The 21,360-nt window shown below is 65.9% G+C and carries 15 protein-coding genes; 6 read left to right on the top strand and 9 right to left on the bottom strand.

The annotated features are described in order from the left end of the window. Positions 1–117 precede the first annotated feature (117 nt). The 3 genes from P3L18_RS12290 to P3L18_RS12280 form a co-directional block, all read right to left on the bottom strand. Positions 118–1,740: a trypsin-like peptidase domain-containing protein gene (locus P3L18_RS12290; RefSeq protein ID WP_276114193.1), complete on the bottom strand. Its 1,623-nt coding sequence runs from the start codon at positions 1,738–1,740 to the stop codon at positions 118–120. Positions 1,741–1,943: 203 nt separating this feature from the next. Then, positions 1,944–3,431: a HAMP domain-containing sensor histidine kinase gene (locus P3L18_RS12285; protein ID WP_208796028.1), complete on the bottom strand. Its 1,488-nt coding sequence runs from the start codon at positions 3,429–3,431 to the stop codon at positions 1,944–1,946. A gap of 164 nt (positions 3,432–3,595) precedes the next feature. Next, positions 3,596–4,282, bottom strand: a complete 687-nt coding sequence (locus P3L18_RS12280; RefSeq protein WP_014359185.1) for a response regulator transcription factor — start codon at positions 4,280–4,282, stop codon at positions 3,596–3,598. A 460-nt stretch (positions 4,283–4,742) separates the two neighbouring features. Here P3L18_RS12280 and P3L18_RS12275 point away from each other — a divergent pair, with 460 nt between their 5' ends. Both P3L18_RS12275 and dctA read left to right on the top strand, forming a co-directional pair. Beyond that, on the top strand, positions 4,743–8,948 hold the full coding sequence (locus P3L18_RS12275) for a bifunctional nitrate reductase/sulfite reductase flavoprotein subunit alpha (RefSeq protein ID WP_276114192.1): 4,206 nt from the start codon (positions 4,743–4,745) through the stop codon (positions 8,946–8,948). Positions 8,949–9,058: 110 nt separating this feature from the next. Next, on the top strand, positions 9,059–10,474 hold the full coding sequence (gene dctA, locus P3L18_RS12270) for a C4-dicarboxylate transporter DctA (RefSeq protein ID WP_276114191.1): 1,416 nt from the start codon (positions 9,059–9,061) through the stop codon (positions 10,472–10,474). A gap of 20 nt (positions 10,475–10,494) precedes the next feature. Here dctA and P3L18_RS12265 read toward each other — a convergent pair whose 3' ends face one another. From P3L18_RS12265 to P3L18_RS12255, 3 genes are read right to left on the bottom strand one after another with little or no spacing between them, the layout of a single operon-like run. Continuing rightward, on the bottom strand, positions 10,495–10,854 hold the full coding sequence (locus P3L18_RS12265; protein ID WP_276114190.1) for a Rieske (2Fe-2S) protein: 360 nt from the start codon (positions 10,852–10,854) through the stop codon (positions 10,495–10,497). Next, complete coding sequence (nirB, locus tag P3L18_RS12260; RefSeq protein ID WP_276114189.1) at positions 10,851–13,364, bottom strand: nitrite reductase large subunit NirB; 2,514 nt, start codon at positions 13,362–13,364, stop codon at positions 10,851–10,853. Before nirB ends, P3L18_RS12265 begins: the two co-directional genes overlap by 4 nt. Then, a complete protein-coding gene (locus P3L18_RS12255; RefSeq protein WP_276114188.1) occupies positions 13,364–13,711 on the bottom strand; it encodes a molybdopterin oxidoreductase in 348 nt (115 codons plus the stop codon). The genes nirB and P3L18_RS12255 overlap by 1 nt, the downstream gene beginning before the upstream one ends. Positions 13,712–14,051: 340 nt before the next feature. Here P3L18_RS12255 and P3L18_RS12250 point away from each other — a divergent pair, with 340 nt between their 5' ends. From P3L18_RS12250 to P3L18_RS12240, 3 genes are all read left to right on the top strand, one after another. After that, positions 14,052–15,362: an acyl-CoA dehydrogenase family protein gene (locus P3L18_RS12250; RefSeq protein ID WP_006372083.1), complete on the top strand. Its 1,311-nt coding sequence runs from the start codon at positions 14,052–14,054 to the stop codon at positions 15,360–15,362. Positions 15,363–15,456: 94 nt separating this feature from the next. Next, entirely contained in the window at positions 15,457–15,936 is a 480-nt protein-coding gene (locus P3L18_RS12245) for an Rrf2 family transcriptional regulator (RefSeq protein WP_276114187.1), read from the top strand. 93 nt (positions 15,937–16,029) lie between these two features. After that, positions 16,030–17,334 carry an acyl-CoA dehydrogenase family protein gene (locus P3L18_RS12240; RefSeq protein ID WP_276114186.1) on the top strand — a complete coding sequence of 435 codons (1,305 nt, stop codon included), beginning with the start codon at positions 16,030–16,032 and terminating at the stop codon, positions 17,332–17,334. Here the strand turns inward: P3L18_RS12240 and P3L18_RS12235 are convergent. Genes P3L18_RS12235 through P3L18_RS12225 form a run of 3 tightly spaced genes read right to left on the bottom strand, consistent with a single transcriptional unit; the run spans position 17,323 to position 20,263 of the window. Beyond that, the gene (locus P3L18_RS12235; protein ID WP_006372080.1) at positions 17,323–17,733 is read right to left on the bottom strand and encodes a DUF2834 domain-containing protein; all 411 of its coding nucleotides are present in this window, start codon (positions 17,731–17,733) and stop codon (positions 17,323–17,325) included. The genes P3L18_RS12240 and P3L18_RS12235 overlap by 12 nt on opposite strands. Beyond that, positions 17,730–19,313: an FAD-dependent oxidoreductase gene (locus tag P3L18_RS12230; RefSeq protein WP_276114185.1), complete on the bottom strand. Its 1,584-nt coding sequence runs from the start codon at positions 19,311–19,313 to the stop codon at positions 17,730–17,732. The genes P3L18_RS12235 and P3L18_RS12230 overlap by 4 nt, the downstream gene beginning before the upstream one ends. Further along, positions 19,313–20,263, bottom strand: a complete 951-nt coding sequence (locus P3L18_RS12225; RefSeq protein WP_079931660.1) for a diiron oxygenase — start codon at positions 20,261–20,263, stop codon at positions 19,313–19,315. The genes P3L18_RS12230 and P3L18_RS12225 overlap by 1 nt, the downstream gene beginning before the upstream one ends. A 171-nt stretch (positions 20,264–20,434) precedes the next feature. Between P3L18_RS12225 and P3L18_RS12220 the strand changes: the two genes are divergently transcribed. After that, positions 20,435–21,205: an SDR family oxidoreductase gene (locus P3L18_RS12220; protein WP_079931659.1), complete on the top strand. Its 771-nt coding sequence runs from the start codon at positions 20,435–20,437 to the stop codon at positions 21,203–21,205. Positions 21,206–21,360: the final 155 nt, after the last annotated feature.

Raw genomic sequence — 21,360 nt, 5'->3', positions numbered from 1 at the left:
CCACTGTCCTCTCTGCGTTCGCACACGCCTACGGCGTGCTCGTGGTGATGCGGCATGGTCGTCGTCGGCACTGCACGGTGATTCGTCGCAGCGAAGCCGCGCGAACCACCTCTTCGGTCAGTTCGACTGCAGGGTCGCCAATTGCACCGTCACCGTCTTCGTTTGTCCGCCTGCGGTGTAGGTGACCTGGACTCGATCACCGGGGTTGTGTGAGCGCACGGCCGCCACGAGGGCGTCACCGGTGGCGATGTTGCGGTCGTCGATCTTGGTGACGATCGCACCCTTCGGAATCCCGGCTGCGGCGGCCGGGCCACCGGCCTGTACGTCGGCGATCAGGGCTCCGGGAGAGTTCGGATCGGTGCTCGGCCGCACCGACACCCCGAGACCGGCGTGGGTCGCCTTGCCGGTATCGCGCAGCTCGTTGGCCACTCGAATCGCCTGGTCGATCGGGATCGCGAAGCCGAGTCCGATGCTGCCGCTCTGCTGTTCCTCGCCGCCGCTGCCGCCGCCGAGGGTGGCGATCGCGGTGTTCACACCGATCAGTGCACCACGCGCGTTGACCAGCGCGCCACCGGAATTGCCGGGATTGATCGCCGCGTCGGTCTGGATCGCGTCGATCACCGAGGTGGTGTCACCCTCGCGTTGCGTGGAGACCGGGCGGTTCAACGCGGAGATGATGCCGGTGGTGACCGTGCCCTGCAGGCCCAGCGGCGCTCCGATGGCGATGACGTCCTGGCCGACCGCGAGATTGTCGGAAGTCCCGACCTTGATCGGGGTCAGGCCGGACTTGTCGACCTTGATGACGGCGATATCAGAGATGGGATCCGCGCCCAGCACGCGGGCCGCGGAACGCGAGCCGTCCTGGAAGTTCACGACGACGTCGGTGGCGGGGCGGCCATTGCTGCCACTCACCACGTGGTTGTTGGTCATGATGACGCCGTCGGCGCTGAGCACGACGCCCGAACCCTCACCCTGCTCGGTGCCCGTGGTGACGTCGATCGACACCACCGACGGCAGGGTCTGCGCAGCCACCTGCTGGACCGAGCCCTCCGGCGCCGGCACCGAGCCGCTGTCACGCGCGCTGGGATCGCCGCCCAACGGTTGGTTGTTGGCCGCCGTCGACGTCGAGTCGTCGTTGAGCTGGGAGCCGACGAATCCGCCGACGCCACCGGCCACCAGACCGATCACCAGGGCGCCGGCGACGAGCGCCGCGATCAATCCGCCACGGGACTTCTTCTTGGGGCCCTGCGGCTCCGGCAGTGGTTGCGGATCACCGAAACCGGTTCCCGGCCCAGACGGACCCGCCGGGCCCGATCCGGCCCCGTACGCGCCGAGCGGTTCGGTGCCGTGCGCACCGGAAGGCGCCGAACCGTAGGGCTGAGCTCCGTAGGGATCAGTGCCGAATGATTGTGTCGGCGTCGTACCCTCACCGAAACCCGGTGTCTGCGACCGCGATTCCGGGTTCGATCCGGAGCTGTCGCCGTAGGTGGAGGTCCGTTCCCACGGCGCCGAGCCCGACGAGCCGTAGTGGGGTGACCCGTACTGGGGAGAGCCGTATTGGGGTGAACTATAAGTGGGGATGGGGCCGGTCGAGGGACCGGGCGAATATCCGGGCGCACCCGACTCCTGGCCCGGACGGCCATAGGCTCCCGTCCACCCGGACTCACCGGAGTTCGGCGCGTCACCGGGGTTCTGCGCGTCATCACCGTACGGCCCGCGGTGCGAACCTCCACCCGTCATCGTCGTCCCCACATCTTTCGTCGAGAATCCCTGCCGGCGGGCGCATGTCCGCCAGTCCTGTCGTCGGCACCGGTCCTGTGTCGCTCGCCGTGGTTGTCACCGCGGGTGTCCGTCACCGTTGTCGTGGCGCAGACAACCCTAGGCGATCAAGTACCTGGCCTGCGCGCGAACACCGTCCTGAGCATCGCAGTCGAGTCATCTCTCTACTGACGAACCACCTGCGGCGTTGGTTCCATCGGCGCCGGATGCCCCGGCAATGTCATTCGGATGACTGCTCCGCCGAGGTGTGACTGTTCGGCACGTACCGTGCCACCCATGCGGACCACCACCTGACGCACGATCGCCAGCCCGAGTCCCGACCCGGGCATCGACCGCGACTGAGTGGCCCGGTAGAAACGCTCGAACACCAGCGCCCGGTCCTCCTCCGGAATGCCGGGGCCCGCGTCGGCGACGGACAGTTCGGCGGTGGTGGGGTTCAGCTGGGTGAGCGTGACCTCCACCGTGCGTCCGCGCGGCGACCACTTGGCGGCATTGTCGAGCACGTTGAGCACCGCACGCGCGAGGCCGTGCTGATCGCCGAAGACGAACCACGGCATCAGCGTCGTGGTGAATTCCACATCCGATCGGCGACGCCGCACCCGCTCGAGCGCGCCGGAGACCACCTCACCGAGGTCGATCTCCTCGTGCACCACCTCGGGCGCATCCTCGCGTGCGAGGTCGACGAGATCGCCCACGAGCGTTGACAGTTCGCCGATCTGGGCCATCACGTCCGAGCGCAGTTCCACCATGTCGGCGGCGGGCACCGGTGGCGCCCCGGGTTCGCTCGAGGCGATCAGCAGTTCGAGATTGGTACGCAGCGACGTCAACGGCGTACGCAACTCGTGCCCGGCGTCGGCGACCAATCTCGCCTGCTGGTCCCGCGATTCGGCGAGCGCACGCAGCATCGTGTTGAAACTCTCGGTCAGACGTGCCAGCTCGTCGTTGCCGGTGACCGGGATCGGCGTGAGGTCCTGGGTGCGGGCCACCCGTTCGGTGGCCCGCGTGAGTCTGGCAACGGGTCTCAACCCCGCTCGGGCCACGGTCATGCCGGCCAGCGCCGCGAGAGCCACCCCTCCGCAGCCGACCACGAAGAGCACCCAGGCCAGCCGTTTGAGGGTGCGATCGGTATGCAGCAATGACTGCGCCAGGATCAGCGTGCTGCCGTCGTCGAGTTTGCGCGCGAGCACCCGCTGGTTGTTGATGGTCCGCAGGCTCTGCGCGTTGTTGCCCGGCCGCGTCGGCGACATCGCCACCGACCGCTCGGCATCACCGAACGGCACCTCACCGACGGTCAGCGCGACGCCGTCCGGGCGGACGAGACCGATGGAGATGCTGGTGGAGAACACGGTTCCGGTCAGCAGCGCCGCCGGACGCTGGTTGATCGTGCCGTTCTTGGCCAGCAACGTCATCCCGTCGGCACGACTCTCCAGCCCGGTGTCGATCTCGTTGTACATCGCGCGGTAGACGACGAAGTAGGCGGCCGCAGCCATCAGACTCACCGCGAGCAGCACCACCGTCGCCGAGAGCAGTGTCACGCGCACTCGCAGGGAGACCGAGCGCGTCAACGGCATCGGCGCGCGCATCTCGCGCTCGCCGTGTTTGCGCAGGCGGAACCACCGACGCGCGGCGCCCCGACGAATCCGCAGGGGCATCGAGCTGCCGGGGTTCATCGCCGACGCGTGCGGAGTCGTCACGTGCGGAGTCGACGCATCCAGGGGTGACGTCGGTGTGTCCGACGTGGTGTGTCCCTCGGTGAAGGGCGACGGCGATGCGGAATCCGTCTCGGCGCCCACCGGGGAATGTCCGGGGTTGGCCACTACGGCGGCGTCTCCCGAAGCACGTATCCGACGCCGCGCACGGTGTGGATCAGGCGGGTCTCCCCGTCGGCCTCGGTCTTGCGCCGCAGGTAGCCGACGTAGACCTCGAGGGCATTACCGGAGGTCGGGAAGTCGTAGCCCCACACCTCTTCGAGGATCCGGCTGCGCGAGAGCACCCGCCGCGGATTGGCCATCAGCATTTCCAGCAGCGCGAACTCGGTGCGCGTCAGACTGATCTGGCGTTCGCCGCGGTAGACGTCGCGGGTCACCGGGTCGAGTGAGAGATCCGCGAACGTCAGGGTCTCCGAGTCGGCGCCGTCCTCGGGGGCCGCGCGACGCAGCAGGGCACGCAGACGCGCGAGGAGTTCCTCCATCGCGAACGGCTTGGGCAGGTAGTCGTCGGCTCCGGCGTCGAGGCCGGCCACCCGCTCGGACACCGAATCGCGTGCGGTGAGCACCAGAATCGGCAGGTCATCACCGGTGGAACGCAATCGCCGGCATACCTCCAGGCCGTCGAGGCGCGGCATCATCACATCGAGGATGGCGACGTCGGGTCGCTCGGCAACCACCTTCTCCAACGCTTCGATGCCGTCACCTGCGGTGTCGACGGTGTAGCCGTTGAAGGTGAGCGATCGGCGCAACGACTCACGCACGGCCCGATCGTCATCGACCACGAGTATTCGCATGGGTACTAGTTTTATCCACAACTACTGAGAGGTGTCTGAGCAACGCGCAGGTCGTGCGAACTTTCGGCCGAGCGTAGGACCCCGAAGAAAAGCGGCCGGTGACCAAGAGGTCACCGGCCGCTTCAGAATTCAGTGTCCTAGGAGGAACCGAACAGTGTGCCGATCGCCGACAAAGTGGTGCCGATGTTCTGGATGAAGTACTGGGCGGACTGCTCGATGATTTCGAGAATGTTCATGTTCTTAGACCTCACGCGTCGGATTCACTGTACGAGCCTGGAGTCTACCGAGCGGTTTAGCTGAGCGCACCCTTCGCAAAGAACCTTTCTGGCCGTGGCCCGCACCTCAGCTCAATGGGACCGGTGCAGCCCGCACATCTACCGACCACCCGTGTGAGGCCAAGTTGATTGCGGTGTAACCGCGGCATTCAGGTCGCGAAACACGCGGTACCGACGCTGGGACGGTGAGCCCGCCGAGTACTTCGCCGTCGACCACCGCATCGCTGTGCGCCTATTGCGGGGTGGGCTGCGGACTCGATCTGACGGTGTCCGGCGAATCGGACGAGCCGATGCGGGTGCTCAAGAGCACGGGGCGCAAGGATCACCCGACGAATTTCGGTCGGCTGTGCACCAAGGGCTCCACCACCGCCGACATGCTGAACTCCGGCGGCCGGCTGACCGCCCCGCTGGTGCGTTCTTCCCGCGACGCCGAGCCGCACCCCGCCGACCTCGACGACGTTCTCCTCGACACCGCCGGCCGGCTGCGCGCCATCATCGACGAGCACGGCCCCGACGCGGTGGCCCTGTACGTGTCCGGTCAGATGTCGATGGAGGCGCAGTACCTCAGCAACAAGCTCGCCAAGGGCTTCATCGGCACCAACCAGATCGAGTCCAACTCGCGCCTCTGCATGGCCAGCGCCGGCACCGGCTACAAGCAGTCACTCGGCGCCGACGGCCCACCGGGCTCCTACCAGGATTTCGACACCGCCGACGTCTTCTTCGTCATCGGCGCGAACATGGCCGACTGCCACCCGATCCTGTTCCTGCGGATGATGGACCGCGTCAAGGCCGGCGCCACCCTCATCGTCGCCGACCCGCGACGCACCGCCACCGCCGACAAAGCCGACCTGTACCTACCCGTCCGCTCCGGCACCGACCTCGCACTGCTCAACGGAATCCTTCATCTGCTGATCGTCGGCGGCCATCTCGACGAGGAGTTCATCGCCGAGTTCACCGATGGCTTCGAGCAGATGCCGTCCTTCGCCGAGCAGTACCCACCGGAGCGAGTGGCCGAGATCTGCGGGATCGACGAGAAGGACCTGCGGGCCGCGGCGGCGTTGATCGGCACTGCCGGCAACTGGATGAGTTGCTGGACGATGGGTCTCAACCAGTCGACGCACGGAACGTGGAACACCAACGCGCTGATCAATCTTCACCTCGCCACCGGCGCGATCTGCCGACTCGGCAGCGGGCCGTTCTCGCTGACCGGTCAGCCCAACGCCATGGGTGGCCGCGAGATGGGTTACATGGGACCAGGATTGCCCGGTCAGCGGGCCGTCACCTCCGACGAGGACCGCGCATTCGTCGAAGAGCAATGGCACCTGCCCGCCGGAACCCTGCGCACCGACGTCGGCGGCGGCACCATCGACATGTTCTCCCGCATGGCCGACGGGCAGATCAAGGCGTGCTGGATCATCTGCACCAATCCCGTTGCCTCGGTGGCCAATCGGAGCACCGTCATCGACGGGCTCCGCCGCGCCGAGCTCGTCGTCACCCAGGACGCCTTCACCGCCACCGAGACCAACGCCTACGCCGACGTCGTCCTGCCCGCCGCCCTGTGGAGCGAATCCACCGGCACCATGGTCAACTCCGAACGCAACATCACCCTGTTCTCCCCGGCCATGCCGGCACCCGGTCAGGCGCTACCGGACTGGCAGATCATCGCCCGGATCGCTTGCGCCATGGGATATTCCGATGCCTTCACCTACGACAGCGCCGAGGAGATCTTCGACGAGATCCGCCGTTTTCACAACCCGCGCACCGGCTACGACCTCCGGGGTGTCACCTACGAGCGGCTGCGCCGCTCCCCCATCCAATGGCCGTGCCCGCCGGAGGACACCGACACCGACGGGCGACACCCCGTCCGCTACCTCAACGACGGTCACAGCCAGACGCTGCACCAGTTCGACGACGGCACCCGCCCGCGGTTGGCCTTTGCCACACCGACGCGTCGCGCACAATTCTTCGCGCGGCCGCACGTCGATCCGGCGGAGATGCCCGACGACGACTATCCGATCCTGCTCAACACCGGGCGCCTCCCACACCAGTGGCACACGCTGACCAAGACCGGGCGGGTCGCCAAGCTGAACAAGCTCGCGCCCGGACCGTTCGTCGAGATCCACCCCGATGATGCTGCCCGGCTGGCGATTTCCGACACCGACCGTGTCGAGGTGGCCTCCCGACGCGGGCGTGCGGTACTGCCCGCGCAGGTGTCCGACCGCGTCCGCCCGGGCAGCGTCTTCGTCCCCTTTCACTGGAATGACCTCTGGGGTGAGCACCTCGCGATCAACGCGGTCACCTCCGATGCCATCGACCCCGCCTCCCAGCAACCGGAGTTCAAGGTGTGCGCCGTCGCCCTCACCAGAGTCTGTGTCGCCGAACCGCCGTCGACAGCGCCTTCGGTCCCGGCGACAGCGCCCGCCACCGCGCCGACCGCGCCTGCTATCCCGGCGACGGCGCTCGCCACCGCGCCGACCGCGCTTGTGGACTCGCTCGCGGCGGCCCTCGGAGTTTCCGCGATCACCACTCCGTCTTTCACCGATTCCGAACGGACCTATCTCGCCGGTCTCGTGGCCGGACTCCGCGCGGCACCGCCCCACGACGCGGTGCCGACCCTGCCCGCGAGCGCGCCGCTCACGGCGAACACCTTGGCCTTTGTCAACGGAGTACTGGCCGGGATGTTCTCACGCGCGGCCCGCGCCAACCCGGATGCCGATGCGAGATCCGTCGAGGCGCCGGCGCCGTCACGCGCAGCGATCAGCGTCCTGTGGGCGTCGCAGATGGGCAACGCCGAAGACTTCGCCGAGGCCGTGGCCGCACGTCTACGCGAGGGCGGACATCCGGTGACGGCCACCGCGATGGACGAGTGCGATCCGAGTACCTTGTCCGGCACCGCACTGTTCGTCACGGCGACCACCGGCGACGGTGAAGCACCGGACAACGGCACCGGCTTCTGGGAGCGACTGAACGCCGACGACGCGCCCGCACTCGACGAATTAGCCTATTCGGTACTGGCTTTCGGCGATTCCAGTTATGACGACTTCTGCGGCCACGGACGCAGACTCGACGAAAGGCTCGCCGAGCTCGGGGCGACGCGCCTGACCGACCGGGTGGACTGCGAGCCGGACTTCGAGGAGCCCGCCGGGGTGTGGCTCGAGCGCGTTCTCACCCGTCTCACTCCCGAGGCCCCGACGCCCACCGACGTCACCGCCGCACGCGTCGAGGTTCGCGAACCCTCCGCGCAGGTCAGTTCGCCCGGGTATTCACGCAAGAAGCCATTGCGTACCAGCCTGATCCACAACAGACGATTGAACACCTCCGGCTCGGCGAAGGATGTGCGCAACTTCGCCTTCCACCTTCCGCCGGGCACCCTGGATTATCGGGCCGGCGATGCGCTCGGCGTCTACCCACGCAACAGCGAGAGCCTGGTCGACGAGTGGTTGCACCACACCCGCCTCGACCCGCAGGCCAGAGTCGAGATCCCCGACGGCCCAACGAGTCCGGGTGGGACGACCACCCTCGGTAAGGCCCTTCGTGACCATCTCGAGATCGCTCGCCTCACACCCGATCTCGTCCGGTTCATGGCCGAACGCAGCGGCGATCAGGCATTGTCCACACTCTCAGCACCTGGCAACAAGGAGGAGTTCGGTGCATGGTCGTGGGGACGACAATCGGTCGACGTGCTGGCGACAACCCGCGTCGACGCCGACCCGCAGGAATGGGTCGACCACATCAAACCCCTTGCACCACGCTCGTACTCGATCTCGTCCTCACCCCTGACCGCACCGGGCGAAGTCCACCTGACGGTGTCCGCGGTGCGCTACAACGTGCACGGCATCCCACGGCAGGGCGTGTGTTCGACCTTCCTCGCCGACCACGCCGAGAGCGCCGAGGTGGGCGTCTTCGTGACGCCCACCAACCACTTTCGCCCGCCCGCCGACCCCGACACCCCGATGATCATGATCGGACCCGGCACCGGGATCGCACCATTTCGCGCATTCCTCCACGAGCGGCGTGCACTCGGGCACGGTGGGCGCAACTGGTTGTTCTTCGGAGAACAACACAGCGCCACCGACTTCTACTATCGCGACGAGCTCACCGACATGCTCTCCGACGGCCTGCTGACCCGCCTCGACGTCGCCTTCTCCCGCGATCAGGACCGCAAGATCTACGTGCAGGACCGCATCGCCGAACACGGCGCCGAGCTCTACCGATGGCTGCACGACGGTGCTCACATCTATGTGTGCGGTGACGCGAGCCGAATGGCCCGCGACGTCGACGCAACGCTGAAAGGTGTTGTCGCCCAGTACGGAAAGCTGTCGGAGAAGAGCGCCGAGCAGTACGTCAAGGCGCTCGCCGCCGACAAGCGGTATGTGCGCGACGTGTACTGACCGAGCGGAGATCACGGGCCGGCATCCCGCGGATCGTGCACAGAGGTGAATTCACCCCACCGTAATGGCCGTTTAACTATAGAGAATTGGCTCTTTGCCACACTCGCCGGATGACCACAGACATCACCGTGCCGTCGGAGGGACCCGCCCGCCCAACCCGGGGCGCCTGGTATACCTCGCTGTTCACCTGGCTGATCGTGGCGATCATCGCCGGTATCGTCCTCGGAGCACTGTGGCCCGATGCCGGATCGGCGCTCAAACCCCTGGCAGATGGGTTCATCAAGCTCATCAAGATGCTCATCGCGCCCATCATCTTCTGCACCGTCGTGCTCGGGATCGCTCACGTCGGTGACCTGAAGTCGGTGGGCCGCATCGGCGTCAAGGCACTCATCTACTTCGAGGTGGTCACCACCTTCGCGTTGATCTTCGGCCTGGCGGTGGGCAACATCGTCAAGCCCGGCAGCGGATTCAGCATCGACCCGCAAACCCTGGCCACCGGCGCCGACGCGGTCGCGAAGTCAACCGGCAACAGCGAGCTGCCGCACACGGTCGAGTTCCTCATGAACATCATTCCCACGTCGGTGATCTCGGCGTTCGCGGAGAACGAGCTCCTGCAGGTGTTGTTCTTCGCCGTGTTGTTCGGGCTGGCCCTGGCGAAACTGGGTTCCAAGGTCCCCGTCGTCGTCTCGTTCGTGGACCAGTCCAGCCACGTCTTCTTCCTGATCATCGGCTGGATCATGAAACTCGCGCCGGTCGGCGCCTTCGGCGCGATGGCCTATATCGTCGGCCAATACGGACTGTCGTCACTGGCGAGCTACGGAAAGCTCATCGCGTGCTGCTACCTCGCCGCGGTGCTGTTCATCCTCGTGCTGGCTGCGGTCGTTCGCGTCTTTGCGGGGGTGAATCTCTGGAAGTTCCTGCGCTACATCAAGGATGAACTGTTCATCGCGCTCGGCACCGCCTCCACCGAGGTCGTGTTGCCGCGCATCATGACCAAACTGACCTACGCCGGATGTTCGCGGACCACCACCGGACTCGTGGTGCCCACCGGCTACTCGTTCAACCTCGACGGAGCCACACTCTACCTGTCGATCTGCGTGCTGTTCCTCGCGCAAGCACTCGGTGTGAATCTCAGCCTCGGCGAACAACTGACGGCCGTCCTCGTCCTCATGCTGACCTCCAAGGGCATGGCCGGGGTGCCGGGGTCGTCGTTTCTCGCTCTGTCAGCGACGGTGACCGCCATCGGCCACGGCAGCATTCCCGTCGCGGCGGTGGCCCTTCTGCTCGGTGCCGACCGCATCATGGATTCGATGCGCGTGTCGGTGAATCTGCTCGGCAACTGCGTGGCCACCTTCGTCGTCGCCAATTGGGAAGGCCAACTGGACAAGGAACGGATGCGACTCGTCCTCGACGGCCGTCCGGTGCCCGCGCTCGAGGACATCGACGCCATGTCCGGACAGGTGGAGTTGCTTGCCGAGGAGGAGGCCATGCCCGAGGTGGCTGCGCAGGACGTGGCGAAAGGCTGACGCGGGCCGGCGAGTCGCCGTTACGCCCACACCACGATGTGCCCGTCACGATCCTCGGCACGGTAGACCTCGATCGTTCCGATACCCGCTGTGGCGCATCCACCGTCGGCGAAGCCGAATGCGTACTGGTGGAGCGGGCAGACGATGGTGCCGAGGTCGAACTGTCCGTCGGCGAGCGGGCCGCCCTTGTGCGGGCAGACCGCAGAGGTGGCGCGCAGCGTGCCGTCGGTCATCCGGAACACCGCTATCTGCTTGTCGCCGAGCACATATGCGCGACCTTCCCCGAGTGCGAGGTCGGCCATCTCGCCGATCTCCACCGGTTCTGCGGTGACGGACTCGGGACTGACGGGCTCGGAGCCTCGGCGCTCGACCGCGGTCACCGGACCGGCACCTGCGGCAGCGGCAACAACGGCAGGGCGGAGGAGAACTGGGCGGGCGACTTCGGCTCGTCGCGGTCGAGCCACGGGTCGACGTAGCCGGCGACGGCCTCGTCGATACGTTCCTGAAAACCCGCGACGAGGTCGTCACGATCGTCGACGAGGATCGCGCGCAGTTCGTCGATCCCGATCCGCGGCACCCACACATAGGTGCGTTCGAGCCACTTGGCGTTCTCCCGGTAGTACTGGATGAAGATGCCGCACAGTCGGATCACCTCCTCCGGGGAGTCGGCGGTGGCCAGCAGATCACCCTTGCGAATGTGCGCGCCGGCCGCGCCGCCGACGTAGATCTCCCAGAGTCCGTTGCCGATGGCCACCACCCCGAAGTCCTTGCACAGTGCCTCCGCACAGTTGCGGGGGCATCCGGTGACCGCGAGTTTGAGCTTGGCCGGCGATTCCAGTCCCTGATATCGCGACTCGATGGCGATCCCCAGCGCCGTCGAGTCACCGAGGCCGAACCGGCAGTAGTCGGTGCCCACACAGGTTTTCACCGTCCGGAAGCTCTTGCCGTAGGCATACCCCGACGGCATGCCGAGATCGGCCCACACCTTGGGGAGGTCTTCCTTGGTGACACCCAGCAGATCGAGCCGTTGACCGCCGGTCGCCTTGATCATCGGGATGTCGTATTTCTCTGCGACATCGGCGATCCGGCGCAGCTGTTGCGGCGAGGTGACCCCGCCCTTCATCTGCGGCACCACCGAGAACGTGCCGTCGCGTTGGATGTTCGCGTGCACCCTGTCGTTGACGAACAGCGCGCCCGGTTCACGCTGCCAGTCGGCTCCCCACACCACCCGCAGCAACGACGCCAACGGCATTTTCGCCGTCGCGTCTTCCCCGTCGGGTGCGAGCGCGGCGAACACCGCGCTGACCGACCGCAGATCCTGGCGCCGGATCGCCTCGATCAGTTCGGGTTTCGCCAACGGGATGCACGGGACGTACCAGTCGGCGGAGGCATCGGAGGTCAATGCGTCACCGGCCGCGACCTCGACGACGTCGGCGACGAGCCCCTTGCACGAGCCGCACCCCTTGCCTGCGCGGGTGGCCGCACACACCTCGGCGACGCTGGTGGCACCGCCGCGGACGCACGCCACGAGATCACCCTTGGTGACGCCGTTGCAGTTGCACACCTGCGCGTCGTCGGACAGCTCCGCGGCACCTGTTGCCGCACTGGGTGTTCCCATGTCGAACAGCATCGAGATGCGTTCGGCGGGTAGCGGTACCTTCTCGTCGAAGGCCTGGGTGAGGAAGCCGACCTTGGACACGTCGCCGAGGAGCATCGCGCCGATGAGTTTGTCATCGCGCACCACCACCGACTTGTAGATGCCGTTGCGCGGTTCGTAGAACTGGACGAACTCGTCGTCCTCACGTTCCGGGCCCTTGACACCCATCGCCGCGACGTCCACGCCCGCCACCTTCAGCTTGGTGGTCAGGCGTGAACCGTGGTACTCCGCATGCGGGTCGGCGCCGGTGAGTACATCGGCGAGGACCGCCGCTTGTTCCCATAGTGGCGCGACCAGGCCGTACACCTCGCTGCGGTGCTGCGCGCACTCACCGACGGCGTAGATGAATGCCTCATCCTCACAACGCATCTGGTCGTCGACGACGATCCCGCGTTCGACGACCAGCCCGGCGCCGCGCGCCAGTTCGACGTTGGCGCGGATGCCCGCGGTCACCACGATCATGTCGGCGGGCAGGGTGTCACCATCGGTGAACTGCACGCCCGCAACGGTTCCGGTGTCGGTGCGCAGAACTGCGGTGGTGCGTTTGCCGGTGTGCACGCCCACCCCAAGTGCTTCGATGGTGTTGCGCAGGACTTTTCCGCCGCGTTCGTCGAGTTGCTGGTTCATCAGGTGTCCGGGTGAGTGCACCACGTCCACCGCGACGCCCTGGGCGCTCAGGCCGTGGGCGGCTTCGAGCCCGAGGAGCCCACCACCGATGACCACCGCGCGCAGGTGATCACGCGAGGTGGCCATCTGCAGCATGCCGTTGGTGTCGGCGATCGTGCGGAATCCGAAAACCCCTCGCGCCAACCGGCCGTCGGGTTCGCGGAGTCCGTCCATGTTCGGGAAGAAGGTGTGCGATCCGGTCGCGATGATCAGTACGTCGAAGCCGATGACCGTGCCGCTCTCGCAGGTGACGGTCTTGGCGAAGCGATCCACCGCGACCGCGCGGTCGCCGGCGTGCAGGATGACGCCGTTGTCGGCGTACCACGACATCGGGTTCAGCATGAGGTCTTCGTCATCGACGGTGCTCTCCCCGGCGAGCACGTGCGACAGCATGATCCGGTTGTAGTTGCCGTACGGCTCGTCGCCGATCATGGTGAGCGAGAACTGCTCACCGCCGCCGCGTGCCAGGATCTCCTCGACCGTACGAGCGCCGGCCATGCCGTTGCCGACGACGACGAGGCGACGCGTCGCGACCGCACCCTCATCTCCCGGCACCTGGTCCGCCATCAGATGAGCACCATGCCGAAGTCGATGACGACCTCGCCCACGCATCCTTCGGGGGCGGCGAGCAGCAGTTCGAGGGTTGAATCCGGGTCGACGTCCTGCACCACCCGCAGCGGCACGTTGACCGCACCCCGTGCGCCCATCGGGAAAATCCGCATCGGCGCGCCGTCACGCATGAGGGTCACCGAGATCAGTTCGCCGGAGCTGTTGCCGCCGCGAAAGTACAACGGCTGCGCGGTCAGTCCGGAGGGCACCACATACGACAGCCCCGGATCGATCGGCGCGGGCTTGGCGAGTCCGGAGCCGGTGAACGCGAAGACGCCCTGAAGGAAGTGCGGGGTACTGGCCATGGGGCCACTATCCCGACGCCGCGTGAAATACGACTTGCTGCCGTGTTACGAGGGCGTTGTCAGGCGCTCACGTCCCGACCTGGCGGCCGGGAGGTCTCGGGCTAGGAAGATCGCAGCCACGGCTGTGTTCAAGATCTGGACACTGTCGAGCACGACCGGTGCGGATCTCACAGTCGGCCGGCGGCACGGTGAGGAATCGGCAATGAGCGGTATCCCGCAGGTAACAGAACCAAACCGGTATCTGACATACCGGTTTGGGATTCTCATGGTCGATCGCAGCTCGAGCAACGGGGCCAAGCAGTGGTCGTCTGTGAAAACCCTGCAGAACTGGAGACACCCAATGTCCATCAACTTCACAATGTCCTCGGAGCAGCGCAAACTGCAGCACGAGGTTCGCGAATTCGCCGAGAACGTACTGGCACCCGTCATCGTCGAAGCCGACGCGGAGCCCGATCCGCTCAAGGGATTTCAACTGACCAAGCCTGCGTACATCGAGGCCTATCGGGCCGGGATTGCCATGTGCATGCTGCCCACCGAGTACGGCGGAGGCGGCGTGTCCTGCGTTGACCTGGTCATCGCCGCAGAAGAGATCTGCGTAGTCGATCCCGGCTTCGCCTGCACGGTGCTGTGTAACGGATTGGGACTGATGCCGATTGCCTGGTACGGCAGCGATGAACAGAAGGAGAAGTTCCTCACTGCGGCGACATCCGATCCGACCGGCGAGTACCTCGGCGGGTGGACAGCCAGCGAGCCGCCCGGCAACCCCGCCGGCACAGCGAACTTCGATATCCAGCTGCCGCGACCGGCCGGGGTGGGGCTCACCGCGGTGCGCGACGGTGACGACTACCTTGTCAACGGCCGCAAGTACTGGCCGTCTTCTGCCGGATGGGACGAACAGGGCACCAATGCCGGGACACTCATCGTCCGCACCGATTCGGAGAAGGGCGGAACCGAGGGTTTGTCCGCCCTGATCCTCGAGCGCAACACACCGGGTGTCAGCTACCGTCATCTCGACAAGATCGGCCATCGACTCGCCTCCAACGCCGAGATCGTCTTCGACAATGCGCGAATCCCCGCCGCCAATCTTCTGCCCGGCGCGGCGGGGAACGGCGATCTGGTCATCAACCGCAACTTCGCCTGGTCCGGTCCGGTGGCAGCCATCGCGGCCGTCGGAATGGCCCGCGCCGCATACGAAACCGCTCTGAACTGGGCCAAGACGAACACCGCAGGTGGACTCAAGCCGATCATCGGCTTCCAGAACGTCGGCTACGTGCTCGGTGACGTGGCATCGAAGATTGAGATGGCACGTTCATTCTCGTGGCGGGCTGCCGACTACCTCGACAAGCACGAACAGCATGCGGAGCTGGTCGGGGCCATGAACAAGATCCAGGTCACCGAGCTGATGTTCGACTGCGTCTACAAATGCATGCAGATCGTGGGCGTCAACAGCCTGGAGACGAAGAACGGATTCGGAAAACTGTTGCGCGAAGCCGCGGTCCTGCCGATCTACGACGGCGGCAACATGGGCATGCAGCGTCGACGTGTCCACGGCATCATCGCAGATCCCGCCTTCAACCCGCGCGCCATCATGGAGGACGAATACGTGCAGTTCGACAAGCACCACGAAAGCATCGGCACCATCGCCGGCTGACGCGGACGAGGGTGTGGCTCGATCAGTCCGTAACAGATGCGGCCACACCCTCACTCGCGCGAACCGCGGCAACCGTTGAAGGCCGGTACGATCGGTGAACACGTTGCCGCTGGAGGCCACCATGAAGCACACGAGCCACGCCGACTACGCCCTGAGGGTGCTGCTGTACCTGCGTGTCGCGCCCGAACAGCGCGGATCAGTCGCCGAAATCGCAGCGGCTCACCGTATTTCGCGCAACCACCTGGACAAGGTGGTACAGAAGTTGGCCGGGGCCGACATTGTGGAGACGACGCGCGGCCGGGGCGGCGGAGTGCATCTGGTGCGAGATCCGTCCACGATCACGGTGGGTCAGGTCATGCGAATCATGGAGTCCGACTTCGCCGTTGTGGAGTGCCTCGGACCGGTCCGCTACTGCCGGATCGCCGGGGTGTGCGGGGCTCGAAATGTCTTCGCCCAAGCTCTCGATGCGTATTTCGAGGTCCTCGATCAAGCCACGCTGGAAGATATCGCCACCAATGATTACGGCTTGCTGGGAGCACTCGGCATGACGCACAGTGGCCCCCCGGTCGCATGACCGCTTGACCGAGGCGTCATCGGGCCTGCTCCCCGGCCCGTCTGCTCGGCTAGCTGCCGTCCGTGTTGTGCTGGCTTCCTTCGGAGGTAGTAAGTGGCTATCGGGTTCGACCTGACACAGAAGCAACAGCGGCTGAAAGCGCGTGCGCGCGAATTCGCCATCGACGTGCTGCGTCCTGCTGCCGAGCGCGCCGACGCGATCGGCGATCCGCATGAGGCGTTCCGCGCGATGCAGCCGATTTATCGGCTCGCCGCAGAGAACGGCTTCACCACAATGTTTCTGCCTCGCCAGTACGGCGGTGGTGGCGCAAGTAACGTCGATTTCCTCATCGCGATCGAAGAACTCTGCGCCGCCGACCCAGGATTCCCCACGATTCTGCTCGTCAACGGACTCTCGCTCATGCCGATCTTGTGGCTCGGTACCGAAGAACAACGCGAACGCTGGATTACCAAGGCCGCCGAGGACACGACCGGCACTTTCCTCGCCGGCTGGGTCGTCAGCGAACGCGGCGGCACCGCCAACTTCGACCATCCGAATCCCATGGCAGGCATACAACTTCTCGCTGAACACAAACCACGCCGTGGCGAGTTTGTGGTGAACGGCGAGAAACACTGGCCCGCCAACGCCGGAGGATGGGACCTTCGAGGTGCCGACATCAATGTGTGTGTCGCACGCACCGATACCACCCGCGGCGCCGTCGACGCACTCGGTGCCTTCGTCGTCGAGCGCGGCACCGCAGGCATCACTTACGAGGTCATCGACAAGATGGCTCATCGCACATGCCAGAACGTCACCATGACCTTTCGCGACGCTCATATCCCCGAAGAGAACATGCTGACCGGCACCCAGGGAGACCTGCTCATACATCGCAACTTCACTTGGTCGGCACCCATCGCGAGTATCGCCGCAGTGGCCGTAGCGCGCAGCGCATACGACTTCACACTCAAGTGGGCGAGGACCTACACCGGCGGCGGGACCGCGCCCATCATCCATCATCAAGCAGTGGGCAACCTTCTCACCGAAATCGCAGCCCGCATCGAAGCCGGCCGATACTTCAGCTGGAAGACCGCCCACTACATGGACACCCATCCCGGGCAAGGCCATGCCATCGCCGGAATGAACAAGACCTACTGCGGCGACCTGATGCAAAGCGTGGTCTACGACTGCATGCGCGTGGTCGGCGTCAACGCACTCGACCGCCGCTTTCCGCTGGCCAAGCTCTACCGTGAAGCCATCGTCTTCCCTCTCTACGACGCCGGAAACCTCGCGATGCAACGCCGTCGAGCTTGGGGTGTGATGACCGACCCGGCATTCTCACCCGACACTTTCGCGGACAACAAATCACTTGAATTCACCAGGAATATGCAAGGATTCGGTACGCGCACGTCAGCTGACTGACCCATTGGCCCCGCTGCACCGCTCTCGCAGCGGGCTACCGTCTCCTAGGGAGAGGGCCCGGTCGCGGGCCAGCAGGAAGAACGGGATCGCGGTGGCGATGCCGACGCCGAAGGTCAGTACCACCGAGGCGATCCACCACCGCAGGATGCTCAGCCGTCGCGCCTCGGCGAACGCCCAGAGGTGAAAGCCCAGCACGACGTAGCCGAGATCGACCATCGCGAACCGGCCCGGGGTGGTCTTGAGGATGTCCCCGACGAAGAAGTCCTTCGCCGACGACGCCCCGTTGCGCGCCACATACGGCAGCGCAATCGCATTCTGGGTGAAGAACGACGCGATGAACACCGCGAGCAGGGATCGGCGATACCAGACCGGCCGCGGGGATTCGATTGCCGCGGTCATCGTTTGCGCCATCCCGCCGCGCCGACCATGTCGGGGATACGGGTGAACTTCACGCGCGGGCGGCCCTGCTCCTCGCCGCGGCGCCGTTCGATGCGGTCGATGGCGCGCATGCCGCGGTAGCCGATGACGTGGCGGGTTCGCTTGCGCAACAACGCTCCGAACTCCTCGGCCGCGCGCCCGGATCGGGGCAGGACACCCGCGACGGCGTCGTCGATGAAGTCCTCCACGGTGCGTTGCGCGCACATCTTGTTGGCACCGATACCACCACTCGGGCCGCGCTTGGCCCACCCCAGGACATACACGCCCGGGATGACCTGCCCGTGCTCATCGAGCATCCGGCCCTCGTCGTTGGGGAACACGCCACGCGTGTCGTCGAAGGGCAGTCCAGCGATCGGCACCGACCGATACCCGATGGAGCGCACCGCGAGATCGGCAGCGATGCGACGGGTGTGCGATCCGGTTCGGACGTCGACGGCCTCGACCTGCGTCTGGCCGAGGATGCGCTCCGGGGCGGAGTGGAAGAGGAACACGATGCGACGGTGCTGCGGGTCGGCGGGACCGGTGAAGTCCGGCAATTCGGCGTCGGGATCGTCGTGGACGACGACCTCCACACCCGGAATCGTCGACAACGCACGGTATTCGGCCGAGGTGTAGGCCGCCGACGCCTGATCACGACGGCCGAGCACGACGACCTCGTGGACGTTCTGCTCCTCGAGGATGCGCAGCGCACGGTCGGCGATGTCGGTGGTGGCCAACAACTCCGGCGGCGAGATGAGGATACGGGCGACGTCGAGAGCGACGTTGCCGGTGCCGACGATGACGGCCCGGCCGGTCGCGGTGTGATCGCGACGGATCGGGGGTGCGGCGTCAGCGCCGGGCACCGCGTTGTACCACGCAACGAGTTCGGTCGCCGACGTCGAGCCGGCAAGCTCCTCACCCGGAATCCCCAGGCGCCGTGACTCACTCGCGCCGACGGCATAGAACACGGCGTCGAAATGGTCCGCGAGTTCGGCGGGGGTGATCTGCCCCGGCGCCTCCCCCACCTCGACGTTGGTGGCCATGGTGACGCGGGGATCGCGGTAGAGCAGGTCAAAGCCGCGCAACACACCCTTGGTACCCGGATGGTCGGGGGCCACGCCGGCACGCACGAGACCGCCGGGGGTGGGCAGCTTGTCGATGACGGTCACCTGTGCCTCGGTGCGGTCGAGCAGGGTCCGCAGGGCGTAACCACCCGACGGTCCGGTGCCGACCAACGCAACGCGCAGTCCCGCAGGAAGTTTCGGGATCTCCGGGTAGACCACGTCCGACCACCCCGAGGTCACGTCGGGGTTGTTCTTGTAGTAGTCGGCGTTGATCTCGACGAAGACCTTGTCGCGGGTGCCGAGCTTGTCGGCGGGGAAAATCGCGTCCACCGGGCAGGCGTCGGCGCAAGCACCACAGTCGATGCAGGCCTGCGGGTCGATGTGCAGGATGTCGGAGGTCCCGAAGCCCCGCTCCTCAGGAGTCGGGTGGATGCAGTTGACCGGACAGACCGACACGCATGCTGCGTCGCTGCAACAGGATTGGGTGATGACAAACATCAGAGCATGTGCACTTTCCGGTAGTAGTGCATCGCCGGGCGGGTCAGCAGGCCCACCTCGTCGAGGAACTCCATCAAATGCGCGCAGCTGCTGCGGATCATCGACTGGAAGTGCGAGTTGTGGTTCATCTCCTCCACGGCACGGTCGGCGTCGAGTCCGGCGTCCTCGAATGCCTTGCGCTGGACCAGGCTCGACACGATCATGTACGCGGCCACCGACACGTACAGCGCACTGAACTGGCGGCGGGCCCAGCTGATGCCCTGCATCGACTCACGCACCTCTTCGCGCGCGAACTTCATGTGCCGCGATTCCTCGAGAACGTGGATCTCGTTGACGGTACGGATGAACGGGAGCACCCGCTCGTCGCGCATGCAGCCGCGCTGGAAGACGTCGAGGACCTCTTCGGCGACGAGGATGCCGGCGTAGGCGACCTCGTTCTTGGCGGTGCCCTTGAAGAACCTGCCGAGCCGACCGACCCACTTGGTGGGCTTGTAGGAGGTGCCGACCATCTTCTCACTCGCCTTGGCGAACATGATCGAGTGGCGGCACTCGTCGGCGATCTCGGTGAGCGCGAACTGGAACTCGGGGCTGTGGTAGGCGCCGAGGTACTGATCGCGGACGACCATTTCCTGCAGGATCATCTCGAACCAGATGCCGATGTTCATGATCGACGCGAACTCGTGGCGGGTGACCGAGATGCGCTGCTCCTCGGTCAGTTCGTCCCAGTAGGCGGTGCCGTAGAGCGACGACCATTCCGGGCTGCAGCCGTACTTCGTCGGGTCCATGGGCAGAGACCAGTCGATCTCGGTCATCGCATTGCGCGACAGCCGGGCGGCAGACGCGAGCAGGCGCGTCGACACCTCGTCGGTTCCCTGGTCGTGCATGCTGACGACGACTCCGTCGTCGTCAGTGGGGGTGTGAGGAGCTGTGCGGTCCATTGCGGCGGTCATGTCGCGGTGCCTCCGTCTCGATCGGGTCTTTCTATGACAACGACTGATGTCATATCAACGCTTGTTGTCAAGATAGCAGTCCCGTGTGACCGGGTAAACAGCTTCGCTACTATACTCACCAGTAAGTTCTGAGTGATACCACGTTCGCGCAGGTCACACCGAGGAGTGCACATGTCTTCCATCTTCATCACCGGCGGTGCGTCGGGCATCGGGCTGGCGACGGCCGAGCGGTTCGAGCGCGAGGGGTGGACCGTCGGCGTCTACGACGTGAACCGGGAAGCACTCGACAAGGTGGCCGCCAATCACCCCGACTTCATCACCGGAATCCTCGACGTCCGCGAACCACAACAGTGGGCCGACGCACTCGCCGCATTCACCGAACACACCGGCGGCACCCTCGACGTCCTCGACAACAACGCGGGCATCCTCGTCGCGGGACGCCTCGACGAGATCACCCCCGAGGCGATCCGCGCGCAGATCGACATCGACGCGCTGGGCGTGACCCTCGGCGCGCAGGCCGCCTACCCGTACCTGAGGAAGACGCCGGGCGCGCACCTGGTCAACATCGCCTCGGCGTCGGCGATCTACGGCCAGCCCGGCATCGCCACCTATTCGGCCACCAAGTTCTACGTCGCCGGCCTCACCGAAGCCCTCGAACTCGAGTGGGAGCACGAGGACATCCGCGTCGTCGGCATCTGGCCGCTGTGGGCCAAGACCGCCCTCGCCGACAACGACGCCAAGTCGACCAAGACCCTCGGGGTGCGCATCACGCCCGAGGAGGTTGCCGAGAAGGTCTACGAGTCGGTGAACCCGAATCGCATCGATCGCCTGCTGCACCGCACCAGCTACTCCGTCGGCACCCAGACGCTGTTCCTCAACAACGCCGCCAAGTTCATCCCGAACTTCCTGAACCGCACCGTCAACAAGCTGATCGCGCAGTAGGCCCGCGCTGGTCGAGGAGCCCCGCGGATGGTCGAGGAGCCCGTTTCCCCGACGGTCGAGGAGCCTTTCCCCCGGATGGTCGAGGAACCCGTTTCCCCGATGGTCGAGGAGCCCCGCGCGAGCGGAGCGAGCCGGAGCGTCTCGAGACCACCGCA

The sequence above is a fragment of the Gordonia sp. N1V genome (assembly GCF_029269935.1).
Classification (GTDB): domain Bacteria; phylum Actinomycetota; class Actinomycetes; order Mycobacteriales; family Mycobacteriaceae; genus Gordonia; species Gordonia polyisoprenivorans.
The sequence above is the reverse complement of the archived record's forward strand: the minus strand, read 5'-3'. Positions and strand labels throughout refer to the sequence as shown.